We start from the raw sequence: 20,431 nt of genomic DNA, 5'->3' as shown, positions 1-20,431 counted from the left end.
GCCATGAGTTTCTTTTCTCTTCTTTTGGCGCTGGTGCTTGAACAAGCCCGCCCTTTGCTGCCACAGAACCTGATCTACCAGTGGATCGGCAACTGGACGGCCTGGGTGGCACGCACTTTTGACGCCGGTGTGCGCAACCAGGCCTGGGTGACTTGGGGCATCACCATCGTGAGCCCGGCCCTGCTGGCCATGCTGGTGCATTGGGTGCTCGAATGGGGTTTGGGCTGGGTGTTTGCAGTGCTGTGGAACGTGGCGCTGTTGTATGTGACGCTGGGGTTTCGACAGTTCAGCCACCACTTCACGGCCATCCGCGAAGCGCTGGACGACGGAGACGAAGCCAAGGCCCGCGAACTGCTGGCCGCTTGGCAACAAGTGCAAGTGGGTCAAATTCCGCGCAGCGAGATCGTGCGCCACGCCATTGAGTATTCCGTGATCGCGGCCCACCGCCATGTGTTTGGCGTGTTCTTTTGGTACGCCGTTTTGTCCATCATTGGCCTGGGGCCGCTGGGCGCCGTGGTGTATCGCCTGACCGACTTTGCACGCCAACGCTGGTTGCAAGAAACCACCGATGGCTCGGTCACCAGCCCCGTGCTGCAGGACGTGGCCATCAGCGCGTGGAAGACCGTCGATTGGCTGCCTTCGCGCATGACGGCTTTGGGCTTTGCGATTGTGGGCAGCTTTGAAGACGCGATGGACGGCTGGCGCAACCATGCGCAGAACTTCCCAGACGACAACGATGGGGTGATCCTGGCCGCCACGGCCGGCGCGATCAACATCCGCCTGGGTGGAGCGGCTTTGCAAGGGGCCAATGAGCCCGACGGCGACGACACCGCGGGCGGCAGCAGCACGCCAGGGCGCACGCCCGAATTGGCGCACTTTGCCCAAGTGGTGGGGCTGGTGTGGCGCACCGTGATCATGTGGTTGGTGCTGGTGGCCTTGCTGACCATGGCCAAGCTGGTGGGCTGAGCGCCCGCTGCTTCACCAGCGCTGCTGGCTCAACTCGTCAAACAACTGCGCATAAATGCGGTGGCGGCGGGCACTGATGGTGCCTGCGCTGTGTTCGCTCTCGACCTGCGCCAGCACAGCGCAGCCGGGCTCGTGCAAATGGGTGCAGTTGTAGAACTTGCAGCCCCCCAGATACTTGCGCAAATCGGGCATGCAATCGGCCAGGCGGGTCGGCTCGATGTGGTGCAGGCCAAACTCCTGAAAGCCCGGTGAATCGATCAGGGCGCTTCGTTGGCCTGCGCTGGTGTCCAAGCTGGGCACCCAATACCAGCGGGTGCTGGTGGTGGTGTGCTTGCCCGAGTTGAGGGCCTGCGAAATTTCACCGGTTTCGACCTGCGCATCGGGCACCAGGCGGTTGATCAAGGTGCTCTTGCCGCTGCCCGATGGGCCCAACACCAAGGTGGTGTGGCCCGAGAGGTGCTCGCACAAAGCAGCCACGCCGTCGTCGGCCACTGCCGAGCGCGGGTTCAAACTCACGGGCACCACGGCATAGCCCATGGCGCGGTATGGGGCCAGCCGCTCCCAGGCCTGCGTAAACGGCACGGCCAAATCGCTTTTGTTGAGCGCAATGACGGGCGTGATGCGTTCGGCCTCGGCGGCCACCAAAGCACGGGAGAGCTGGCTTTCAGAATACTCCGGGTCGGCCGCGATCAAGATCAGCACACGGTCCAGATTGGACGCGAAGGACTTGGTGCGGATTTCGTCCTGCCGGTAAAACAGGTTGCGGCGCTCTTGCAATTTTTCAATGCTGCCTTCATCGCCAGCGATTTGCCAGAGCACCTGGTCGCCCACCACGACCTGGTTTTTCTTGCCACGAGGATGGCAAATCAGGCGGCGGCCTTCAGGCGTTTCCACCAGGCAGTGCCGCCCATAGGTGGCCACCACCAGGCCGGGTTCGAGCACGGCCGCGTCGGCTGGGGCGGGGCGTTGTTTGTTGAACTTGCTCATGCGGGCAACAAACCGTCTGTTTGACGGGCGGCCTCAAAGTCGAGACGGCTCAGGCCCCGCACATCGTGCGTGCACCAGCGGACCACGCAGCGGCGATGGTTCAGCACCACTTCCGGGTGGTGGTTGAGCTTTTCGGACAACCAGCCCACGCTGTTGACGAACAACAGGGCCTGCGTGTGCTCTGCAAACTCGAATGTCTTTTCGATCACCACGGCATCGCCATCGCCCTGCAAGCGCCAACCAGGCACCTGGCCCAGCGCCATGACCACTTCGGTAGGCGTGAAGGCGCGCAGCGCAGCGGTGCTCATGCGGCGCCCATCCGTGCCAGCCGCTCACTGGCGGGCGGGTGCGAGTAATAGAACTTCACATACAGCGGATCGGGCGTGAGCGTTGAAGCATTGTCCTGATACAGCTTGAGCAAAGCCGACGACAGGTCTTGGCCAGGCGTTTGCGAGACTGCATAGGCATCGGCCTCAAACTCTTGCTGACGCGAGCGCCAAGACGACACGGGCGCCACGAACAAGGTGAACACCGGCGTGACCAGCATGAAGAGCACCAGCGCCAAGGCGTTGTTGCTGTCCGTCAGGCTGGGCATGACGCCCAAGCCCGTGTAGAACCAAACTTGCTGCATGAGCCAACCCAGCAGGGCCAGACCGGCCAAGGTGAGCGCAAAACTGGTGAGCATCATCTTGAGGATGTGCTTGTGCTTGAAGTGGCCCAGCTCGTGCGCGAGCACGGCTTCCATCTCGGCGGGGCTCAGTTGCTTGAGCAGCGTGTCGAAAAACACCACGCGCTTGCTGGCCCCAAAGCCGGTGAAGAAGGCATTGGAGTGCGCCGAGCGGCGGCTGCCGTCCATGACAAAAAAGCCCTTGGCCGTGAAGCCTGCGCGTTGCATGAGGGACTGCACACGGGCCTTGAGGGATTCGTCTTCGAGCGGGGTGAATTTGTTGAACAGCGGCATGATCACATTGGGGGCGATCGCCATCAAAAACAACTGCCAGCCCACCAAGGCTGCCCAGGCCCACAGCCACCACAGGCTGCCGCCAGCCTGCATCAGCCAAAGCATGAGCCACAGCAAAGGCACGCCCAGCACCAAGCCCAGGAGCAGGCCTTTGGCCATGTCGGCCAGCCACAAAGCGGGCGTGATCTTGTTGAAGCCAAAGCGTTGTTCCACGCCAAAGGTTTGCACCAGCGACAAGGGCAAGCCGATCAAGCCCCCCACCAAAGAGAAGGCCAGCACCAGCGCGATTTGCTGCCCGATGCCAGGCCCCATCCAGCCCAGCAGCACTTGGTTCAGCGCATCGAGTCCGCCCAACAAGGTCCAGCCCAACAAAACAGCGGCGTCGAGCGCGATGTCGATTTGCGAGAGCTTGGCTTTGGCCAGGGTGTAGTCGGCGGCCTTGTGGTGATCGGCCAGCGAGACAGTGTCGGCATAGGCTGCGGGCACCGCCGCGCGGTGACGCGACACGTGCCGCACTTGGCGCGCGTTGAGCCAGGACTTGAGCGCCACATGCGCCAACAAGGCCACCACCAGGGTCACCGTCAAAGAAAGAGAAGGATTCATGCGGGTATTGTAGGAGCCGCCCCTTCCCCCTTGCAGGTCGGCACCTTCAGGTCCGACATGGTCATCGGCTTCGGCGACAATCAGCGCATGTCTGAAGTGAACACCACCACCGCCCCCGAAGTGGCCGACTTGGCCAAGTCTGACCAGAACCTGGTCTGGATCGATTGCGAAATGACGGGCCTGGACCCCGAAAAAGAACGCCTGCTGGAGATCGCCGTGATCGTCACCGGCCCTCACCTGTCGCCACGCATTGAAGGCCCTGTGTTGGTGATCCACCAAAGCGACGAGCTGCTGGGCAAGATGGACGCTTGGAACAAAGGCACGCATGGCAAGAGCGGGCTGATCGACAAGGTCAAGGCCTCGACCACCAGCGAAGCCGATGCCGAAGAGCAGATCATCGCTTTTTTGAAAAAATACCTGCCCAAAGGCGCATCACCCCTGTGCGGCAACACCATCAGCCAAGACCGCCGCTTTTTGGTGAAGTTCATGCCCAAGCTGGAAGCGTTCTTTCACTACCGCAACCTGGACGTGAGCACACTCAAGGAGCTGTCACGCCGCTGGAAGCCCGAGGTGTATTCGTCTTTCAAGAAGCAGCAAAAGCACACCGCCTTGGCCGATGTGCACGAATCCATCGACGAATTGGCGCATTACCGCGAGCATTTCATCCGGCTTTGAAGTTTTTCAGGGAAAACCCTAGCGCTTTTTTTCGATCCGTGTCATAATCGTGGGCTCGCTGCGCAACATGTGCAGCGTTTCCTACATCTCCCTTCATGCCTTGACCCAACGATAGGGTCACTCACAGCGGCCAGGCTCCACGCCCAGCGCCACTCGCGAGCACCGTTTGATGGTTGATGTTTTTTCAACCTTGCGGTGCCTGCGGCCCAATGCAACAGCTTTTTCTGTTGACGGCCGTTGTTCCGTGCGAGTTTTATAGATACACATGACTGACACTTTGAACACAGTGCAGGACGACTTGTCGCCTGCCGAAAACATGGCCATCTCCACCGACCTGGCCCCTGCAACCGAATTGGCCGCAGACGCCACCCTCACCTCTGAAGCCGTTGCCGCCGAAGAAGTCGTGGCCGACGTGCCCAACGGCTTCGTCGAACTGGGCCTGGCGCCTGAACTGGTGCAAGCCGTGGCCGACCTGGGCTACACACAGCCTACCGCCGTGCAATTGCGCGCCATCCCTTTGGCATTGCCCACTGCGGGCGGCTCGAAAGACGGCCTGTCCAACGGCTACAGCGACCTGATGGTCTCCAGCCAGACCGGCAGCGGCAAAACCGCCGCCTTCTTGCTGCCCGTGTTGCACACCTTGATCGCCCAAATGGCCGAACAAGAAGCCATCGAACGCGCCGAGTTTGAACAAGCTTGCGCCGATGCAGCCGCCAAAGGCGAGCCAGCACCCAAGCGCGCCAAGCGCAAAGACCCCACCAACCCACGCAACTTCAAGGCACCGACGCCCGGCGCCCTGATCCTGTGCCCCACCCGTGAATTGGCCCAACAGGTCGCACATGACGCGATCGAGCTGGTCAAGCACACCCGTGGTCTGCGCGTGGCCAACGTGGTCGGTGGCATTCCTTACCAGCTGCAAATTGCCAAGCTGCAAAACGCCAACCTGGTCGTGGCCACACCTGGCCGTTTGCTCGACCTGCAACGCTCCATGCAAATCAAGCTGGACCAAGTGCAGTTTTTGGTGGTGGACGAAGCCGACCGCATGCTCGACCTGGGCTTCTCGGACGACCTGGCCGACATCAACGACATGACCAGCCAGCGCCGCCAGACCATGATGTTCAGCGCCACCTTTGCGCCGCGCATTCAGCAACTGGCCATGCGCGTGATGCACGACGGTGGTTCTTCGGTCCAGAAAATCCAGATCGACAACCCACAGGAAAAGCACAACAACATCAAGCAGGTGCTGTTCTGGGCCGACAACGCCCAACACAAGCGCCAGATGCTCGACCACTGGTTGCGTGACGCCACGATCGACCAAGCCATCGTGTTCTCCAGCACCCAAATCGAGTGTGACGGCCTGGCCGCCGACTTGCAGCAAGACGGCTTCTCGGCTGTGGCCCTGCACGGCGCTTTGAGCCAGGGCATGCGCAACCGCCGCCTGATGGCGTTGCGCAATGGCCAAGTCCAGATTCTGGTCGCCACCGACGTGGCCGCTCGCGGCATTGACGTGCCCACCATCACCCACGTCTTCAACTTCGGCTTGCCGATGAAGGCCGAGGACTACACCCACCGCATTGGCCGTACTGGCCGCGCAGGCCGCGACGGCTTGGCTGTCACCTTTGCAGAAATGCGTGACCGCCGCAAGATCGGTGACATTGAAGCCTACACACGCCAGCCTTTCAAGGCCGAAGTGATTCCGGGCATGGAGCCCAAAGCACGCATGCCTGAGGCACGCAAGCCCATGGGTGGCCGTGGCGGTGACCGTTTTGGTGGTGATCGCAACTATGCCAACGCCAGCGGTGGCTTCCGTGGCCGCTCGGGCGGCGGCGGCGGTGGTGGCCGTGATTTCGGCAACCGCGAAGGTGGTTTTGACAACCGCGCCCCACGTGGCAATTTCCGCGATGAGCAGCCTCGCTTTGAACAGCGTGCAGAGCCCCGCTTTGACCCGCGCAAAGATGGCCGCGGTGGCGATGCCCGCTTTGACAACAACCGTGGTGGCGATCGCTTCGAACAACGTGGTGCCGCACCTGCGCACCCTTGGGACCGCGAAAACCGTGGTGCACCGCGCCAGGACGCACGCGGTGAAGGCCGTCAAGGCGGCCGCTGGGAAGACCGTGGCGACAGCCGCAACGCGCCCCGCGCAGCAGCACCTCGTGGCGCAGCAGGTGACAAGTTCGCCCGTGGCCCCAAGCAATTTGGTGCTGGTAACTTCAAGCCCCACAATGCCGGCGGCGCAGGTGGTGGTGACGGCAAGCGTGGCGGCACCCGCGTGCTGAAAGTCACACGCGGCTGATCAAGCCACCAACAGCCATCAGGGCCCTCGCGCCCTGCACGCTTAAAGGCCTTGCCCTCACCCGGCAAGGCCTTTTTTCTTGGGGCTGCGCCGATGTGAACAGGCGTAAAAAAACCGCCACGGGCGAACCCGGGCGGTTTTTTCTACCTCGGAAAAAGGCTTTACGCAGCGGCCACTGGGGCTGCTTTGCGCTGAGGCAACTTTTCCTTGATACGTGCCGACTTGCCGCTGCGGTCACGCAGGTAGTACAGCTTGGCGCGGCGAACATCACCACGACGCTTGACTTCGATGCTGGCGATCAAAGGGCTGTAGGTTTGGAACGTACGTTCCACACCTTCGCCGCTGGAGATCTTGCGCACTGTGAAGCCGCTGTTCAGACCACGATTGCGCTTGGCAATCACGACGCCTTCGTAAGCCTGGACACGTTTGCGGTTACCTTCAACCACATTCACGCTCACGATCACGGTGTCGCCGGGGGCAAATTCAGGAATCACTTTACCCAAACGGGCAATTTCTTCCTGCTCAAGAGTTTGAATCAAATTCATTTTTTGAACTCCGTCCGATCATGCCTCGCTACACAAGGGGCGTTCTGTGCTGTAAGCGCTGGGCATCATGTGCACAACTGGAGCCAGATCGCGGCGGGTAGAGGATCGAAAAGCCCTTAATTATAGCTTTTTTTGCAAAAAGGCCTCGTCCTGACGGCTCAGGCGGCCTTGGGCTCGCGCTTGGTCGAGCAACTCGGGGCGGTGCTCGGCGGTCAAGCGCAAGCTTTGTTCGCGTCGCCAGCGCTCGATGTGGGCATGGTGCCCGGACATCAACTCGGGTGGCACGGCATGGCCCTGCCAGACCTCGGGGCGGGTGAAGTGCGGGCTGTCCAGCAGGCCGTCGAGCGCTGGGTTGAAACTGTCGAGCTGGTGGCTGCCTTCGTCGTTCAGGACGCCAGGCTGCAAACGGGCGACGGCATCGAGCAAGGCCATGGCGGCGATCTCCCCACCGGACAGGACAAAGTCGCCCAAACTGATTTGCACATCGACGTATTGGTCAATGAAACGCTGGTCCACGCCTTCGTAGCGACCACACAACAAAACCGCACCAGCGCTTTGCGACCAGTTGGCCACCGCGTTGTGGTTCAGCGCCTGCCCGATGGGCGAGAACAGCACCAAGGGCGCAGGGTCGGCCTCGTTGCGGTCGGCGCGGATGGCGCTGAGCGTTTTGAACAGGGGCTCGGCCAGCATGACCATGCCTGGGCCGCCGCCAAAAGAACGGTCGTCCACGCGGCGGTAATTGCCCTCGGCGTGGTCACGGGGGTTCCACAGGCGCACATCGACCAGCCCGCCTTCGTAGGCGCGGCGAGTGATGCCGCTGGTGAGCAGCGGCGCAAACAGTTCCGGGAACAGCGTGATGATGTCAAAGCGCATGGATGTGGCCCTCCACGGCCGGGGCCGATCAGTAGTCGGGCTGCCAGTCAACGGTGATGCGTTTGCCAGGCAGATCGACACCGTCGACAAACGCGCTGACGAAAGGAATCATGCGCTCGACGGGTTTGCCGCCTTCGGCTTCGGGTGCGGCTTCGATCACGAGCACGGTTTGCGGACCCGTGGACATGAGGTCACGCACCTCACCAAGTGACACGCCTTCACGGTTGACCACCTGCAGGCCCATCAGGTCTACCCAGTAGTACTCGCCCTCGGCTGCGGTGGGAAAGCTGGAACGGGGGACAAAAATCCGGGCGCCACGCAAGGCCTCGGCGGCATTGCGGTCGTCGATGTCGTGGGCGGTGGCCACAAGCGTGCTGGAATGGTCTTTGGACTCTTTGATGCGCAAGAGCAAGGGCTCGGTCCATGCAGCGGCGTCAGACTTGGCGGCTGCAGCTTCCGTGGGGCGCTTGGGTTTCATGGGCCGATCGGGCGGCAACAAAAACCAGCGCTTGGAAGAAAAAAGCGCCTCGGGCGAGGCGCTGTGGGGCAAGACCTTGAACCAGCCTTTGATGCCCCAGGCATCGGCAATGCGCCCGACCTCGATGGCGTCAGCGGGCAGTGCCGCTGTCTCCAAGGGTGGACGCATGGCCGACATCAGCCGATCAGGCTGCGGCTTTGCCGGCTTGACGGATCAGGCGTTCCACGGTGGGGGAAGCCTGGGCGCCCACACCCTTCCAGTAGGTCAAGCGGTCTTGGGCAATGCGCAGACCTTCTTCGCCGCCTTTGGCTGTGGGGTTGTAAAAACCGATGCGCTCGAGGAAGCGACCATCACGACGCACGCGCTTGTCGGCGACGACGATGTTGAAGAAAGGACGTGCTTTAGAGCCGCCGCGGTTCAGACGAATAACAACCATGATTTATCCTTGGGTGGTTGGGTGACTTCGGAACAATTGCCGAGACACCCGTTTTCTTCCAGCGTTTGAGACACGCAACTGGCCACCCGGCCAGTGACACACTGAAAAGCCCACCATTATACAACGGGAGCACCAATGCCCTTGATCCGACGCAGCCGGGACGAAGATATCGCGGCCATCACAGCCATTTACCGGCACCATGTGCTCACGGGTACGGGCACTTTCGAGATCGATCCCCCCTCAGAGGCCGACATGAGCGCCAGGCGTGCCGATGTGCTGGCCAAGGGCCTGCCTTACCTGGTGGTGGAGGACGCAGGACAGGTGCTGGGCTTTGCATATTGCAACTGGTTCAAGCCCCGCCCGGCTTACCGCTTTTCGGCTGAAGACTCCATTTACATGGCCGTCGATGCCACCCACAAAGGGCTGGGCAAGGCTTTGTTGACCGAGTTGTGCGCCCAGGCCGAAAGGGCTGGTGTTCGCAAGTTCCTGGCGGTGATCGGCGACTCTGCCAATGCAGCCTCGATTGGTGTGCACCGCTCAGTGGGCTTCACACCGGTGGGTACCCTCACATCTTGCGGCTGGAAATTCGACCGCTGGCTGGATGTGGTGATGATGGAAAAGCCTTTGGGCGCAGGCGACAGCACGCCTGCTCAATAATCGACCCCATGAAAAACAAAACACTGGCCACTTGGCTCACTTTTTGGGGCGGCCCCTTGGGCTTGCACCGCTTTTACCTCAAGGGCTTGGGCGACATGCTGGGCTGGCTCTTGCCGGTGCCAACGGCACTGGGCATGTATGGCATTCAACGCGTGCAGGCCTTTGGCCTGGACGACCAATTGAGCTGGGTGTTGATCCCGTGTTTGGGCTTCACCATCGCAGGCTGCGCCCTCACGGCCATCGTCTACGGCTTGATGCCCGTGGAAAAGTGGAACGCCAAATTCAACCCGCAAGGTGCTGCCGACGAGGTCGCCGGACAAACCAACTGGTTGACGGTTTTTGGCGTCGCCACCTCCTTGCTGATCGGCACGGCGGTCTTGATGTCCAGCCTGGCTTTCAGCTTTCAGATGTACTTCGAATACCAGATCGAACAAGCCAGACTGATCAGCCAGTGAATCAAAAAAGCCGGACAGTGTCCGGCTTTTTCATGCAGCACGCAAAGCCATCAGTCAAACACCTGAAAGCTGACCCAGTAAGCGATCGCAGCGACAAAAGCACTGGCGGGAATTGTGAGAACCCAGGCCCACACAATGTTGCCAGCCACCCCCCAGCGCACGGCGCTGGCGCGTTGGGTAGAGCCAACACCCACGATGGCACCCGTGATGGTATGGGTGGTCGACACGGGAATGCCCAGGGCAGTGGCCAGGAACAAGGTCATGGCACCACCGGTCTCAGCACAGAAACCACCAACTGGCTTGAGCTTGGTGATTTTCTGCCCCATGGTCTTGACGATGCGCCAGCCACCGAACATGGTGCCCAGGCCAATGGCTGCGTAGCAACTGATCACGGTCCAGGTTGGCGGTGCTTTGTCGCCGACAGCGGCATAACCTGTAGCAATCAACATCATCCAGATGATGCCGATGGTTTTTTGCGCATCGTTGCCACCGTGACCCAAACTGTATGCGCCGGCAGACACCAACTGCAAACGGCGAAACCATTTGTCCACTTTGGAAGGGCGCACTCGACGACAGATATGCGCCACAAGCACCATCATCATGGAGCCCAACAGGAATCCGAGGACTGGTGACACAAAGATGAAAGACACAGTCTTGATGATGCCCGACGACACCAGAGAACCAGCACCCGACTTGGCGATGACGGCGCCCACGATGCCACCGATGAGCGCATGCGAAGAACTGCTGGGGATACCGTAGTACCAGGTGATCACGTTCCAGGTGATGGCACCCACCAGAGCACCAAACACCACATGGGTGTCCACCACCCCGGGCTGAACAATGCCCTTGCCAACGGTGGCCGCCACACTCAGGTGGAAGATGAAAATGGCCACAAAGTTGAAGAACGCGGCAAACACCACCGCCTGGGTGGGTTTGAGCACCCCCGTGGAGACCACGGTCGCGATCGAGTTGGCCGCATCATGAAACCCGTTCATGAAGTCAAAAATGAGCGCCAGGGCGACCAGCAAGATCACCACCCACAAGGCGGCTTGTACGGTTTCCATATTCAGGATTCCCGGTTCGGATCAGGAGTTTTCGAGGACGATGCCCTCGATCTGGTTGGCCACGTCTTCACACTTGTCGGTGATGGTTTCCAGCAGTTCGTAGATGGCCTTGAGCTTGATGATCTCGCGCACATCGGGCTCGTCACGGAACAGCTTGCTCATGGCGCTGCGCATCACGCGGTCGGCATCCGACTCCAGACGGTCGATTTCTTCGCAGGTCTTGAGCGCGGACTCGGCCACAGCAGGCTCGCCGATGCGGGCCAGCAATTTGACAGCGTCCTGCACGCGTTCGCAGCAGCGCACGGACAGGTCGGTCAGGCGGGTGATCTCCTCGGTCATGTGGCGCACGTCGTACAGCGCCATGGTTTCAGCGGAATCCTGGATCAAGTCGGCCACATCGTCCATCAGGTTGATCAGGGCATGGATCTGTTCACGGTCGATCGGGGTGATGAAGGTGGTGTGGATCAGGCGGTTGACTTCCTGGGTCACGCGGTCTGCCGCGTGCTCTGCGTTGTCCACATCGCGGTTGTATTTTTCGCGCAGGTGGATGTCACCGTAATTGGCCACCAAGTTCGAAAAGGCCCGAGCCGCTTCGACTGTGCGTTCAGCGTGTTGGTTGAAGAGTTCGAAGAAATTGCCTTCTTTGGGCAGCAACTTGCCAAACAGCATGGGGGACTCCTGATGACTTGAAAGAGCGAATATGACATTCGCATGACAGCGGCGAGTTTAACCGTTTGTCACCCTCTCAAGGGCTGGAGACGTCAGGCGCTGCGGAAAATGAAGTAAACCGCGCCGACCATGCACAAGGCGGCCCAGAGGTAGTCCAGCTTGAACGGCTCTTTCAGGTAAACCACGGCAAAAGGCACAAACACCGCCAAAGTGATGACCTCCTGCATGATTTTGAGTTGCCCCACACTGAACTCGGTGTGGCCAATGCGGTTGGCGGGCACTTGGAACATGTATTCGAACAGGGCGATGCCCCAACTCACCAAAGCCGCCGCATACCAAGGCGCGGCCGACATGTTGCGCAGGTGGCCGTACCAGGCGAAGGTCATGAACACATTGCTGGTCAACAGCAGCAACACCGTCTGCAAGGCCACGGGCAAGCTGGTGAAAAAGGTCATGGCACGCTTTCCGTCAAAGGCTCGATGCTTTGCCCCGCCACACTGGCCCAATGCGCGGGCGTGACCAGATCAGGGGCCAGATCGGCCAAGGGGTACAACACAAAAGCTCGGGTCCACATGCGTGGGTGCGGCAAGGTCAGGCGAGGGCTGTCCATGCAGGCCTGGCCATACAACAGCACATCCAGATCCAGCGTGCGTGGTGCGTTCTGATAAGGCCGCAAGCGTCCTGCCTGGTTTTCAAGACCCTGCAGGGCATCCAGCAACTCAGGGGCGCTCAAACGGGTTTCGAGCCGCACCACCGCGTTGATGAAGTCAGGCCCCTGGGCCTCAAAAGGCGCGGTGCGGTAGAGGCGGGAGCGGCCCGAACACACGGTGCCGGGCAATCGGGCCAAGGCGCTCAGGCTGCCCAGCACCGTCTGTCGCGCATCGCCGAGGTTGGCGCCCACGGCCACGTAGGCGGTCACAGGCTCACGGTCTGCCAGCATGCGGCCGCGTTTATTCGGCGCTGGCCGCGCCGGGCTCACCACCGCTGCCGGGCTTGCGGCGGCGGCGGCGGCGTTTTTTGGGCGCCGAGTCATCACCCGATGGTGGCGCATCGGCATCGGATTCAGGCGCCGACTTCACAGCCGCAGCGCGGGGCGAAGCGCCCTCGCCTTGTGGCTTGGGCGCACGGCGTACGCGGGGCTTGGCCAGCTGCTCGGCCTTGGCGGCCTGCACCAGGTCTTCACGTTCCGAATCGCTGGCCATGCTGAACTCTTGCCACCAGTCGGCCAGGGTGTCGTCCACTTCTTGTGCATCGGCGCGCAGGCGCAAGAAATCAAAGCCAGCACGAAAGCGTGGCTGCTCCACCAGGCTGAAGGGCGTAGCACCCACGCGCTTTTCAAACCGGGGCTGCATCATCCAGATCTCGCGCATGTCGGCAGCCAGCTTGCCGCGGCCCGACACATCGCCAATGCGGGCGTCGAACACCTCGTCAATCGCGTCCTGCAAGGCCGGATACGGATGCTCCTTGCGCGCCAGGCGTGCCGCCCAGCCGTCACGCACATCGGCCCACAGCACACAGGCCAACAAGAAGCTGGGGGCCACCGGCTTGCCCTCGCCCACCCGGCGGTCGGTGTCGGCCAAGGCGGCTTTCACGAAATCGCTGTCGGCACGCTCGACCACCACATCCAGCAGTGGGTAAATGCCTTTGGCCAGCCCCAAGTGCTTGAGCTGTGCAATGGAGGCCAGCGCGTGACCGGTCTGCAGCAGCTTGAGCATTTCGTCAAACAAGCGGCTTTGCGGCACATCGGCCAGCAAGGTGGCCGCTTCGACCAGGGGCTTGGCGGTTTTGGATTCGAGCTTGAAACCCAGGTGGCTGAGCTTGGCCGCAAAGCGCACAGCGCGGATGATGCGCACCGGGTCTTCGCGGTAACGCGTGGCCGGGTCGCCAATCATGCGCAAGGTGTGTTTCTTGGCATCCTGAATGCCGCCGTGGTAGTCCACCACGATCTGGGTCTCAGGGTCGTAATACATCGCGTTGACAGTGAAGTCACGGCGCGTTGCGTCTTCGTCTTGCGGGCCCCAAACGTTGTCGCGCAGCACACGGCCACTCGAATCCACCGCATGCTGGATGCCTTCGAGTTGGCGCTTGCTGGTGCGCTCGTTGCCCTTGACCTGCTCGGCCGCCGCATTGTCCAAATGGGCGCGGAAGGTCGAGACCTCGATCACTTCGTTGTCACGGCCTCGCCCATACACCACGTGCACGATGCGAAAACGACGGCCAATGATGAAAGCGCGGCGAAACAGGCCTTTGACCTGCTCGGGCGTCGCATCGGTGGCCACGTCAAAGTCTTTGGGGCGCAAGCCCAGCAACAAATCGCGCACGGCGCCGCCCACGATGTAGGCCTCAAAGCCCGCTTGCTGCAAGGTGCGTGTCACGTTGATGGCGCGTTCGTCCACCAGGTTCGGGTCGATGCGGTGCACCGATGCAGGCACTTCGGTGCGACGGCCGAAACTCGGCTTGTTGCCGCCAGCCGGTTTGCCCAGCAGCTTGGTGATGAATTTCTTGATCATTCTTGAAACAGTTCGAGGATGCGCCAGCCACGCTCTGTGGCCAGCTGACGCAACCGAGCGTCAGGGTTCGTTGCCACCGGATGGTGGGCTTTTTCCAAAAGCGGCAGGTCGTTCATGGAGTCGGAGTAAAAACTCATCTCCACATCGTCCCAGTCCAGGCCTTGGCGGGCCAGCCACTGCGCCACACGGGTGACTTTGCCTTCACGGAACGACGGTGTGCCTTGGATCTCGCCGGTGATCCAGCCCGTGCTGTCGCGTTCCAGCTCCACCGCGATCAATTCGCTCACGCCAAAGGCTTGGGCGATCGGGCGGGTCACAAACTCGTTGGTAGCCGTCACGATCATGACCGTGTCACCAGCGTGCTGGTGCGATCGTACCAGCGCCAGCGCCTCGGGCGTGATGCGCGGGCGAATCACCTCGTCCATGTAGCGATCGTGCGCGCGGGCCGCTTCGGCCGCTCCACGCTCGCGCGCGGCCTGGGTGGCAAAACGCACGTAGTCATGGATGTCCAGCGTGCCCGCTTGGTAGTGGGCATAGAACTCGTCGTTGCGTTGGTTGAACATGGCCGGATCGTTCCAGCCCAGCTCGGTGGTGAACACGCCCCAGGTGTGGTCCGAATCGATCGGCAAAAGTGTGTGGTCCAGATCGAACAGCGCGAGTTTCATTCGTTCTCCAGCATCGCGCGCACCAAAGGAATGGTCAGGGCGCGTTGCATTTGCAAAGCATATTGGTCCAAGTGGTCGAGCAGCTGCATCAAGCTGCCCAGATCACGCGAGAAGCGGTTGAGCATGTAGGACATGACTTCATCGCTCAAAAACAGGCCCCGGGCATCGGCCGCCTGGCGCAACACAGCGCGGCGCTCAGGCTCATCGAGCACCTGCAGGGCATACACATGACCCCAACCCAAGCGGGTGCGCAGATCGTCGCGCAACTTGAGGTCAGCCGGGGGCATGGCGCCTGCGGCCAGCACCCAGCGCGGTGTGCCCACTCGGGGTGTGAGCGCGTTGACAAACCAGTTGAATGCGGTGTGCTGCTGCTCGGCGTTGTACAGGTGCACATCGTCCATCAGCACCGCCACCCAATCGTCGTTGAACTCAGGCGGGTTCATGGTGTATGCATCGAGCCAACCCACTTGGGCACCCTGCTCTTTGAGCGCGTGGTGCACCGCATGCAGCAAATGGGTTTTGCCCGAACCGCCCTCGCCCCAGAGGTAACTGGGCACAGGTGAACGATGGCTCGATGACGTCCACAAACGCAAATGACTCAAGGCGGCCTCATTGGGGCCAGCAAAAAAATTATCCAGCGTGGGGGACGAAGCCAGGCCGATGTCCAAAGCCAGTTGCTTCATGCCTTGCCAGGCCCTTGTTCATCATCGGCAGCGCCACTGTTCCGGTAAAGATCGCTGTGCAGGTATTGGCAGCGCAAACGGCGAAGCCCCACCAGCAAAACGGCGCTGGCAGGCAAGGCAATCAACACGCCCACAAAGCCCATCAGCTGACCAAAAGCCATCAAAGACAAGATGACCGCCAAAGGATGCAAACCAATGCGCTCACCCACCAAGCGCGGGGTGAGCACGAAACTTTCGATCAGCTGCCCCAGCCCGTACACCACCGCCACCATGAGCACGGCCTGACCTGGTGCCAATTGCAACAAGCCCGCCAGCAAGGCCAACAGCAGCCCCACACCAAAACCCAAATACGGCACAAACACCGCCAGCCCCGTGAAGATGCCAATGGGCAGCGCCAGCTCCAGGCCAAACAGCCACAAACCCAAGGCGTAATACACCGCCAGGCACAGCATGACCAGCAACTGACCGCGCAGGTATTCGCCCAAGACGGTGTCGCATTCGCCCATGAAACCGTCGAACACGCTGCGCCATGCAGGCGGCACCAGATCGGCCGTGGCATGCATCAGCCTTGACCAATCCTTGAGCAAATAAAACAAGGCCACAGGCACCAGCACGACAAAACCGGCCAAGGCCAGCGCGGCGCTGCCACCGAGCTTGAGCGAGGACATCAGCGGCGCCCACCAGTCTTCGCGGTTGGCACTCAAGTACGCGACCAGCTGGCTTTTCAGCTCGCTCAGGTCCAGCGACACCGAAATGCCCATTTGCGCGAGCCAGGGTGTCAGCGATGCATCGAGTTTGTCAAAAAGCAGCGGGATTTGCTGCTGCAACAAAGGCCACTCGCGCACCAGAATGGGCACCAGCAGCAACACGATGCCCAGCAAGGCCAGCAGCGCCAGGCCTTCGACCAGCACCACGGCCAGGAGGTGGGGCAAACGCCCGCCCGACACGCGCACCAGCTTAAGCACCAAAGGATTGAGCACATACGCCAGCACTGCAGCCACCACAAACGGGGCCAGCACAGGGGCCAAGAGCCAGAAAATCAGCACCGCCAACAGGGCCACGCCACTCCATGCGGCCAAGCGGGACATCAAAAATGGGACAGGTTGCTGCAAGTGGGACTCGTCTTTTGTGAAAGGGGATCGGGAACCGTCAGGGTGAACCCTTAAAATAAGCCTTGATTTTAGTCTGCCAGCCCGTTTATTGGCCCCCATACCCCATTTACTTGCCCTCTGAGGGCCGAAACCATGAGCCACACCCCACTTTCGTACAAAGACGCCGGCGTTGACATCGTTGCAGGCGACGCGCTGGTCGAGCGCATCAAGCCCCTGGCCAAGAAAACCATGCGCGAAGGCGTGCTGGCCGGCATCGGCGGCTTCGGAGCCCTGTTTGAAGTGCCCAAGCGCTACAAAGAACCCGTGCTGGTGAGCGGCACCGACGGCGTGGGCACCAAGCTCAAGCTGGCGTTTGAATGGAACATGCACGACACCGTGGGCATCGACCTGGTGGCCATGAGCGTGAACGACGTGCTGGTGCAAGGCGCCGAGCCCCTGTTCTTCCTCGACTACTTTGCCTGCGGCAAGCTGGACGTGGACACGGCTGCTGCCGTGGTGGGTGGCATTGCCAAGGGCTGCGAATTGTCGGGCTGCGCTTTGATCGGCGGCGAAACCGCCGAGATGCCCGGCATGTACCCCGCTGGCGAATACGACTTGGCCGGTTTTGCGGTTGGCGCGGTCGAAAAAACCAAAATCCTCACCGGTCAAAACGTCAAGGCGGGCGACGTGGTGTTGGGCCTGGCGTCCAGCGGCGTGCACTCCAACGGTTTCAGCCTGGTGCGCAAGTGCATCGAGCGCGCAGGCTCAGAAGCCCCCGCCACACTCGACGGCAAGCCTTTCAAGCAAGCCCTGATGGAGCCTACCCGCCTGTACGTGCTGAACGTGCTGGCCGCATTGGCTGCTCACCCCATCAAGGCTTTGGCCCACATCACCGGCGGTGGCTTGCTGGAGAACATCCCCCGCGTGCTGCCCGAAGGCCTGGCCGCGCACCTGCAAAAAGGCAGCTGGCCCCAGACCGAGCTGTTTGCCTGGCTGCAAAAAACCGCCGGCATCGACGACATCGAGATGAACCGCACCTTCAACAACGGCATCGGCATGGTGGTGGTGATTGACGCGGCCGAAGCCGAAAGCTGCGCGGCCACCTTGCGTGCCGCGGGTGAGCAGGTTTACACCATCGGTGTGATTGCCGCCCAAGGCAGCGGCGAACAGGTCGTCGTGGCCTGATCAGGCGGGCGCGTCGCCTGACAGTTCGCGCAAGCGGACTTTCAGCGCCGCTTGATCGGGCGCCGATGGCTCGGCGCCCAAATACACCTGCAAGTCGTGCAAGGCATCCTGCATGTGGCCCAGCTCGGCGTGCACCAAGCCGCGGTCGCGCCGCTCGGTCCACACTTCTGGAAGCAACACCACCAAGCGGTCCAGCACCGCCAGCATGCGAGGCCAGTCTTCTTGCGCACGGAACACTTCTTTGAGATTGCGCAGCATGCGGGCCAACAAGTCGCGCGGCGGGCACGCCTGCAAATACAAGCCCAGAGGCGTTTCGCCGCTGTCCAGGTCGGCGCCGGCAGCCCAGTCCACATCGTCGCGGTAAGGCCCCAGGCGTTCGGCCAGGTTGTCCAAGCCGAGCGACTCGCCGGTCAGCGGGTCCAGCACCACCAGACCGCCTTCGAGTGCAACTTTGACCAGAAAGTGTCCCGGAAACGAAATGCCTTGCGCGTGCAAGCCCAAGCCCTGCGCCAGCTCCAACCAAATCACCGCCAATGCAATGGGCAAGCCCCGGCGGGTGCGCAGCACCTCTTGCAAGTAGCTGTTCTCCGGCGCATAAAAATCATTGGCATTGACGCCAAAACCCATGTCTTTGTAAAACACCTGCGCCAGGATCGCCAGTCGGGTCAGCTCGTCGGCATCCTCGGGCAAACGGGCTTTGACTTTTTTCAACAAGCGCTCCACGTCGTCCAGCACATGCTGCACATCCAGATCGGGCTCTTCGTCTTGCGCCAAACTGGCTGCCGCTTCCAGCAATGGAAAGTGCTCATCGCTTTGCACCAGGCTGGCAAAGTAGTCTAGCGGCGAGACGGGTTCAAATTTCAAATCCATGGCTCAGACCTGCGCTTTTTCAACGCTTGAGGAAGGCCTTCAGGCGCACGCCTGTGGCCCACAAGGCGCCAAAGTACAACAAGGCCGATGCCAGCAAGACCACCACCATCCAGCCGATGCGCAGCCAGGGCGTCTGGCGCAAACTGACCCATTGCAATTGGTGCGCGGCCACCCACAACAAGGCCGCCAGCAAGCCCGTGGCCACCAGCACCTGCATAGCAAACCGCGCCCAGCCCGGCTGGGGCTTGTAACTGCCTCGACGCAGCAAGCCGATCAACAACCACAGGGCATTGACCAAGGCGCCCAAGCCAATGGACAGAGCCAGCCCGGCATGCTGCAGCCAAGGCACGAACAAGAGGTTGAACAATTGGGTGATCACCAGCACCACCACCGCGATCTTGACCGGCGTGCGGATGTCCTGGCTGGCGTAATAACCCGGAGCCAGCACCTTGATGGCCACCAAACCCATGAGGCCAATGCCGTAGCCGGTGAGCGACAAGGTGGTTTGCTGCACATCGCGGTCGGTGAAGGCCCCGTAGTGGTAGAGCACCGCCACCAAGGGCTCGGAAAACACCAGCAGTGCCGCCGCACAGGGCAAGGCCAGCAGCAAGACCAGGCGCAAGCCCCAGTCGAGCATGGCGGCATAACGGTCTGCATCGCCCGTGGCTTTGGCCGCCGCCAGCTGCGGCATCAAAACCGCACCCAGCGCCACGCCCAACATGGCGGTGGGGAACTCCATCAATCGGTCCGCATAACTGAGCCAGCTCACACTGCCGGGCGCCAGGTGCGAGGCAATCTGGGTGTTGATGAGCAAAGAAATTTGGGCCACGCCCACGCCCAGCAAAGCCGGGGCCATCAGGCGCAAGATGTTGCGGGTGGCCGGATTGGTCCAAGCCCGTCGAATGGCCGATGGCCTGATGCCCATGCGCGGCAACAAGCCCAATCGCTTGAGCGCCGGGATCTGCACCAGTAACTGCAAAACACCGCCGAGCATGACGCCTGCAGGCAAGGCATAAACGGCTTCAATGCCGCGCGCAGCCAGCCAGGGCGACAAACCCAGGGCCGCCGCGATCACGCTCACATTGAGCAGCACCGGCGTGGCCGCAGGCACGGCAAAGCGCTTCCAGGTGTTCAAAATGCCCGCGGACAGCGCCACCATCGACATGAAGGCGATGTAAGGAAACATCCAGCGGGTCATTTGCACAGCCGACTGGTAGCCCTTGGGGTCTTGTTGCAAGCCGCTGGCCAAAGCCCAGACCAGCCAAGGCGCGGCCAGCACCCCAATCACAGACAAGGCCAGCACCGACCAAGCCAGCGCGGTGGCCACGCTGTCGATCGCGTCTTTGGTCGCCTCATCGCCATGCTGGGCCCGGTTGGCCGCCAGCACCGGGACAAAGGCCTGGCTGAAAGCGCCTTCCGCAAACAAGCGGCGAAACAGGTTGGGAATGCGAAAGGCCACATTGAAGGCGTCGGTCAGGGCGCTGGCCCCGAAGGCCGAGGCGATCAACAGCTCGCGCACCAGCCCCGTCACCCGGGAGGCCAGCGTGAAAATGGAAACGACAGAGGCAGAACGTAGGAGGCTCACAGGCTAGGAGTGTAGCGGCCGATGGGCCACCTCTTGCCCCTGTCATGGCCGCTTGGCCCGCAGGGGGAGAATGGGCCGATTCATTCTGCTAGAATGCTGGGTTCGCCGACAACATCCTCAGACCACAAAGGAAATCATCATGGCATCAGCTAAGCCAAAGAAAAAGAACCCCCGTCTTGC

The 20,431-nt window shown here is 61.4% G+C and carries 23 protein-coding genes; 6 read left to right on the top strand and 17 right to left on the bottom strand.

Translation table 11 applies throughout. The features are described from left to right. The first annotated feature begins 3 nt into the window (after positions 1-3). Entirely contained in the window at positions 4-966 is a 963-nt protein-coding gene (locus tag Q1W40_RS09420; protein ID WP_300711244.1) for a CobD/CbiB family protein, read from the top strand. A gap of 12 nt (positions 967-978) precedes the next feature. Here the strand turns inward: Q1W40_RS09420 and rsgA are convergent, their stop codons facing one another. From rsgA to Q1W40_RS09405, 3 genes are read right to left on the bottom strand one after another with little or no spacing between them, the layout of a single operon-like run. Then, the gene (gene rsgA / locus Q1W40_RS09415) at positions 979-1,953 is read right to left on the bottom strand and encodes a ribosome small subunit-dependent GTPase A (protein WP_300711243.1); all 975 of its coding nucleotides are present in this window, start codon (positions 1,951-1,953) and stop codon (positions 979-981) included. Further along, a complete protein-coding gene (locus tag Q1W40_RS09410; protein ID WP_300711241.1) occupies positions 1,950-2,261 on the bottom strand; it encodes a 4a-hydroxytetrahydrobiopterin dehydratase in 312 nt (103 codons plus the stop codon). Before Q1W40_RS09410 ends, rsgA begins: the two co-directional genes overlap by 4 nt. Beyond that, positions 2,258-3,517 (bottom strand): M48 family metallopeptidase, encoded by a 1,260-nt coding sequence (locus Q1W40_RS09405; RefSeq protein WP_300711239.1) that lies wholly within the window; start codon positions 3,515-3,517, stop codon positions 2,258-2,260. The genes Q1W40_RS09410 and Q1W40_RS09405 overlap by 4 nt, the downstream gene beginning before the upstream one ends. Positions 3,518-3,604: 87 nt before the next feature. On the opposite strand from Q1W40_RS09405, the gene orn reads away from it, so the two are divergent. Continuing rightward, the gene (gene orn / locus Q1W40_RS09400) at positions 3,605-4,192 is read left to right on the top strand and encodes an oligoribonuclease (protein WP_300711237.1); all 588 of its coding nucleotides are present in this window, start codon (positions 3,605-3,607) and stop codon (positions 4,190-4,192) included. A gap of 265 nt (positions 4,193-4,457) precedes the next feature. Further along, positions 4,458-6,485 carry a DEAD/DEAH box helicase gene (locus Q1W40_RS09395; protein ID WP_300711236.1) on the top strand — a complete coding sequence of 676 codons (2,028 nt, stop codon included), beginning with the start codon at positions 4,458-4,460 and terminating at the stop codon, positions 6,483-6,485. Positions 6,486-6,646: 161 nt separating this feature from the next. Here Q1W40_RS09395 and rplS read toward each other — a convergent pair whose 3' ends face one another. From rplS to rpsP, 4 genes are all read right to left on the bottom strand, one after another. Continuing rightward, complete coding sequence (gene rplS / locus Q1W40_RS09390; protein WP_300711234.1) at positions 6,647-7,030, bottom strand: 50S ribosomal protein L19; 384 nt, start codon at positions 7,028-7,030, stop codon at positions 6,647-6,649. A gap of 120 nt (positions 7,031-7,150) precedes the next feature. Continuing rightward, positions 7,151-7,903, bottom strand: a complete 753-nt coding sequence (trmD, locus tag Q1W40_RS09385; protein WP_300711232.1) for a tRNA (guanosine(37)-N1)-methyltransferase TrmD — start codon at positions 7,901-7,903, stop codon at positions 7,151-7,153. A gap of 28 nt (positions 7,904-7,931) precedes the next feature. Next, entirely contained in the window at positions 7,932-8,549 is a 618-nt protein-coding gene (rimM, locus tag Q1W40_RS09380; RefSeq protein ID WP_108322999.1) for a ribosome maturation factor RimM, read from the bottom strand. 16 nt (positions 8,550-8,565) lie between these two features. Continuing rightward, positions 8,566-8,817 (bottom strand): 30S ribosomal protein S16, encoded by a 252-nt coding sequence (rpsP, locus tag Q1W40_RS09375; protein ID WP_090045429.1) that lies wholly within the window; start codon positions 8,815-8,817, stop codon positions 8,566-8,568. 135 nt (positions 8,818-8,952) lie between these two features. On the opposite strand from rpsP, the gene Q1W40_RS09370 reads away from it, so the two are divergent. Both Q1W40_RS09370 and Q1W40_RS09365 read left to right on the top strand, forming a co-directional pair. Next, positions 8,953-9,474, top strand: coding sequence for a GNAT family N-acetyltransferase (locus tag Q1W40_RS09370; RefSeq protein WP_300711225.1), 522 nt, complete (start codon positions 8,953-8,955; stop codon positions 9,472-9,474). An 8-nt stretch (positions 9,475-9,482) separates the two neighbouring features. After that, entirely contained in the window at positions 9,483-9,929 is a 447-nt protein-coding gene (locus Q1W40_RS09365) for a hypothetical protein (protein WP_300711223.1), read from the top strand. Positions 9,930-9,979: 50 nt separating this feature from the next. On the opposite strand, the gene Q1W40_RS09360 is transcribed toward Q1W40_RS09365, so the two are convergent. The 8 genes from Q1W40_RS09360 to Q1W40_RS09325 all read right to left on the bottom strand — a co-directional run bounded on the left by Q1W40_RS09360 (position 9,980) and on the right by Q1W40_RS09325 (position 16,608). After that, on the bottom strand, positions 9,980-10,993 hold the full coding sequence (locus Q1W40_RS09360; RefSeq protein WP_300711221.1) for an inorganic phosphate transporter: 1,014 nt from the start codon (positions 10,991-10,993) through the stop codon (positions 9,980-9,982). A 21-nt stretch (positions 10,994-11,014) separates the two neighbouring features. Next, complete coding sequence (locus Q1W40_RS09355; RefSeq protein ID WP_300711219.1) at positions 11,015-11,662, bottom strand: DUF47 domain-containing protein; 648 nt, start codon at positions 11,660-11,662, stop codon at positions 11,015-11,017. Positions 11,663-11,754: 92 nt separating this feature from the next. Further along, positions 11,755-12,117 carry a DMT family protein gene (locus Q1W40_RS09350; RefSeq protein ID WP_300711217.1) on the bottom strand — a complete coding sequence of 121 codons (363 nt, stop codon included), beginning with the start codon at positions 12,115-12,117 and terminating at the stop codon, positions 11,755-11,757. Further along, complete coding sequence (gene folK, locus Q1W40_RS09345) at positions 12,114-12,602, bottom strand: 2-amino-4-hydroxy-6-hydroxymethyldihydropteridine diphosphokinase (protein ID WP_300711215.1); 489 nt, start codon at positions 12,600-12,602, stop codon at positions 12,114-12,116. Before folK ends, Q1W40_RS09350 begins: the two co-directional genes overlap by 4 nt. Positions 12,603-12,612: 10 nt before the next feature. Continuing rightward, positions 12,613-14,172 carry a polynucleotide adenylyltransferase PcnB gene (gene pcnB, locus Q1W40_RS09340; RefSeq protein ID WP_300711213.1) on the bottom strand — a complete coding sequence of 520 codons (1,560 nt, stop codon included), beginning with the start codon at positions 14,170-14,172 and terminating at the stop codon, positions 12,613-12,615. Continuing rightward, the gene (locus Q1W40_RS09335) at positions 14,169-14,837 is read right to left on the bottom strand and encodes an HAD family phosphatase (RefSeq protein ID WP_300711211.1); all 669 of its coding nucleotides are present in this window, start codon (positions 14,835-14,837) and stop codon (positions 14,169-14,171) included. The genes pcnB and Q1W40_RS09335 overlap by 4 nt, the downstream gene beginning before the upstream one ends. Continuing rightward, positions 14,834-15,520, bottom strand: coding sequence for a DnaA regulatory inactivator Hda (gene hda / locus Q1W40_RS09330; protein ID WP_300711209.1), 687 nt, complete (start codon positions 15,518-15,520; stop codon positions 14,834-14,836). Before hda ends, Q1W40_RS09335 begins: the two co-directional genes overlap by 4 nt. Beyond that, positions 15,517-16,608 carry an AI-2E family transporter gene (locus Q1W40_RS09325; protein ID WP_300711207.1) on the bottom strand — a complete coding sequence of 364 codons (1,092 nt, stop codon included), beginning with the start codon at positions 16,606-16,608 and terminating at the stop codon, positions 15,517-15,519. Before Q1W40_RS09325 ends, hda begins: the two co-directional genes overlap by 4 nt. A gap of 156 nt (positions 16,609-16,764) precedes the next feature. On the opposite strand from Q1W40_RS09325, the gene purM reads away from it, so the two are divergent. Further along, positions 16,765-17,796 carry a phosphoribosylformylglycinamidine cyclo-ligase gene (gene purM / locus Q1W40_RS09320; protein WP_300711204.1) on the top strand — a complete coding sequence of 344 codons (1,032 nt, stop codon included), beginning with the start codon at positions 16,765-16,767 and terminating at the stop codon, positions 17,794-17,796. Here the strand turns inward: purM and Q1W40_RS09315 are convergent, their stop codons facing one another. Both Q1W40_RS09315 and murJ read right to left on the bottom strand, forming a co-directional pair. Continuing rightward, a complete protein-coding gene (locus Q1W40_RS09315) occupies positions 17,797-18,666 on the bottom strand; it encodes a tetratricopeptide repeat protein (RefSeq protein WP_300711202.1) in 870 nt (289 codons plus the stop codon). 19 nt (positions 18,667-18,685) lie between these two features. Beyond that, positions 18,686-20,251, bottom strand: coding sequence for a murein biosynthesis integral membrane protein MurJ (gene murJ / locus Q1W40_RS09310; protein ID WP_300711200.1), 1,566 nt, complete (start codon positions 20,249-20,251; stop codon positions 18,686-18,688). Positions 20,252-20,431 lie beyond the last annotated feature (180 nt).

It is taken from the genome of Limnohabitans sp., assembly GCF_030158565.1.
Taxonomy (GTDB): domain Bacteria; phylum Pseudomonadota; class Gammaproteobacteria; order Burkholderiales; family Burkholderiaceae_C; genus Limnohabitans_A.
The sequence above is the reverse complement of the archived record's forward strand: the minus strand, read 5'-3'. Positions and strand labels throughout refer to the sequence as shown.

Coding starts and splice junctions, on each gene's coding strand:
- Q1W40_RS09420 (WP_300711244.1), top strand. CDS start 4: ATGAGTTTCTTTTCTCTTCTTTTGGCGCTGGTGCTTGAACAAGCCCGC.
- rsgA (WP_300711243.1), bottom strand. CDS start 1,953: ATGAGCAAGTTCAACAAACAACGCCCCGCCCCAGCCGACGCGGCCGTG.
- Q1W40_RS09410 (WP_300711241.1), bottom strand. CDS start 2,261: ATGAGCACCGCTGCGCTGCGCGCCTTCACGCCTACCGAAGTGGTCATG.
- Q1W40_RS09405 (WP_300711239.1), bottom strand. CDS start 3,517: ATGAATCCTTCTCTTTCTTTGACGGTGACCCTGGTGGTGGCCTTGTTG.
- orn (WP_300711237.1), top strand. CDS start 3,605: ATGTCTGAAGTGAACACCACCACCGCCCCCGAAGTGGCCGACTTGGCC.
- Q1W40_RS09395 (WP_300711236.1), top strand. CDS start 4,458: ATGACTGACACTTTGAACACAGTGCAGGACGACTTGTCGCCTGCCGAA.
- rplS (WP_300711234.1), bottom strand. CDS start 7,030: ATGAATTTGATTCAAACTCTTGAGCAGGAAGAAATTGCCCGTTTGGGT.
- trmD (WP_300711232.1), bottom strand. CDS start 7,903: ATGCGCTTTGACATCATCACGCTGTTCCCGGAACTGTTTGCGCCGCTG.
- rimM (WP_108322999.1), bottom strand. CDS start 8,549: ATGCGTCCACCCTTGGAGACAGCGGCACTGCCCGCTGACGCCATCGAG.
- rpsP (WP_090045429.1), bottom strand. CDS start 8,817: ATGGTTGTTATTCGTCTGAACCGCGGCGGCTCTAAAGCACGTCCTTTC.
- Q1W40_RS09370 (WP_300711225.1), top strand. CDS start 8,953: ATGCCCTTGATCCGACGCAGCCGGGACGAAGATATCGCGGCCATCACA.
- Q1W40_RS09365 (WP_300711223.1), top strand. CDS start 9,483: ATGAAAAACAAAACACTGGCCACTTGGCTCACTTTTTGGGGCGGCCCC.
- Q1W40_RS09360 (WP_300711221.1), bottom strand. CDS start 10,993: ATGGAAACCGTACAAGCCGCCTTGTGGGTGGTGATCTTGCTGGTCGCC.
- Q1W40_RS09355 (WP_300711219.1), bottom strand. CDS start 11,662: ATGCTGTTTGGCAAGTTGCTGCCCAAAGAAGGCAATTTCTTCGAACTC.
- Q1W40_RS09350 (WP_300711217.1), bottom strand. CDS start 12,117: ATGACCTTTTTCACCAGCTTGCCCGTGGCCTTGCAGACGGTGTTGCTG.
- folK (WP_300711215.1), bottom strand. CDS start 12,602: ATGCTGGCAGACCGTGAGCCTGTGACCGCCTACGTGGCCGTGGGCGCC.
- pcnB (WP_300711213.1), bottom strand. CDS start 14,172: ATGATCAAGAAATTCATCACCAAGCTGCTGGGCAAACCGGCTGGCGGC.
- Q1W40_RS09335 (WP_300711211.1), bottom strand. CDS start 14,837: ATGAAACTCGCGCTGTTCGATCTGGACCACACACTTTTGCCGATCGAT.
- hda (WP_300711209.1), bottom strand. CDS start 15,520: ATGAAGCAACTGGCTTTGGACATCGGCCTGGCTTCGTCCCCCACGCTG.
- Q1W40_RS09325 (WP_300711207.1), bottom strand. CDS start 16,608: ATGTCCCGCTTGGCCGCATGGAGTGGCGTGGCCCTGTTGGCGGTGCTG.
- purM (WP_300711204.1), top strand. CDS start 16,765: ATGAGCCACACCCCACTTTCGTACAAAGACGCCGGCGTTGACATCGTT.
- Q1W40_RS09315 (WP_300711202.1), bottom strand. CDS start 18,666: ATGGATTTGAAATTTGAACCCGTCTCGCCGCTAGACTACTTTGCCAGC.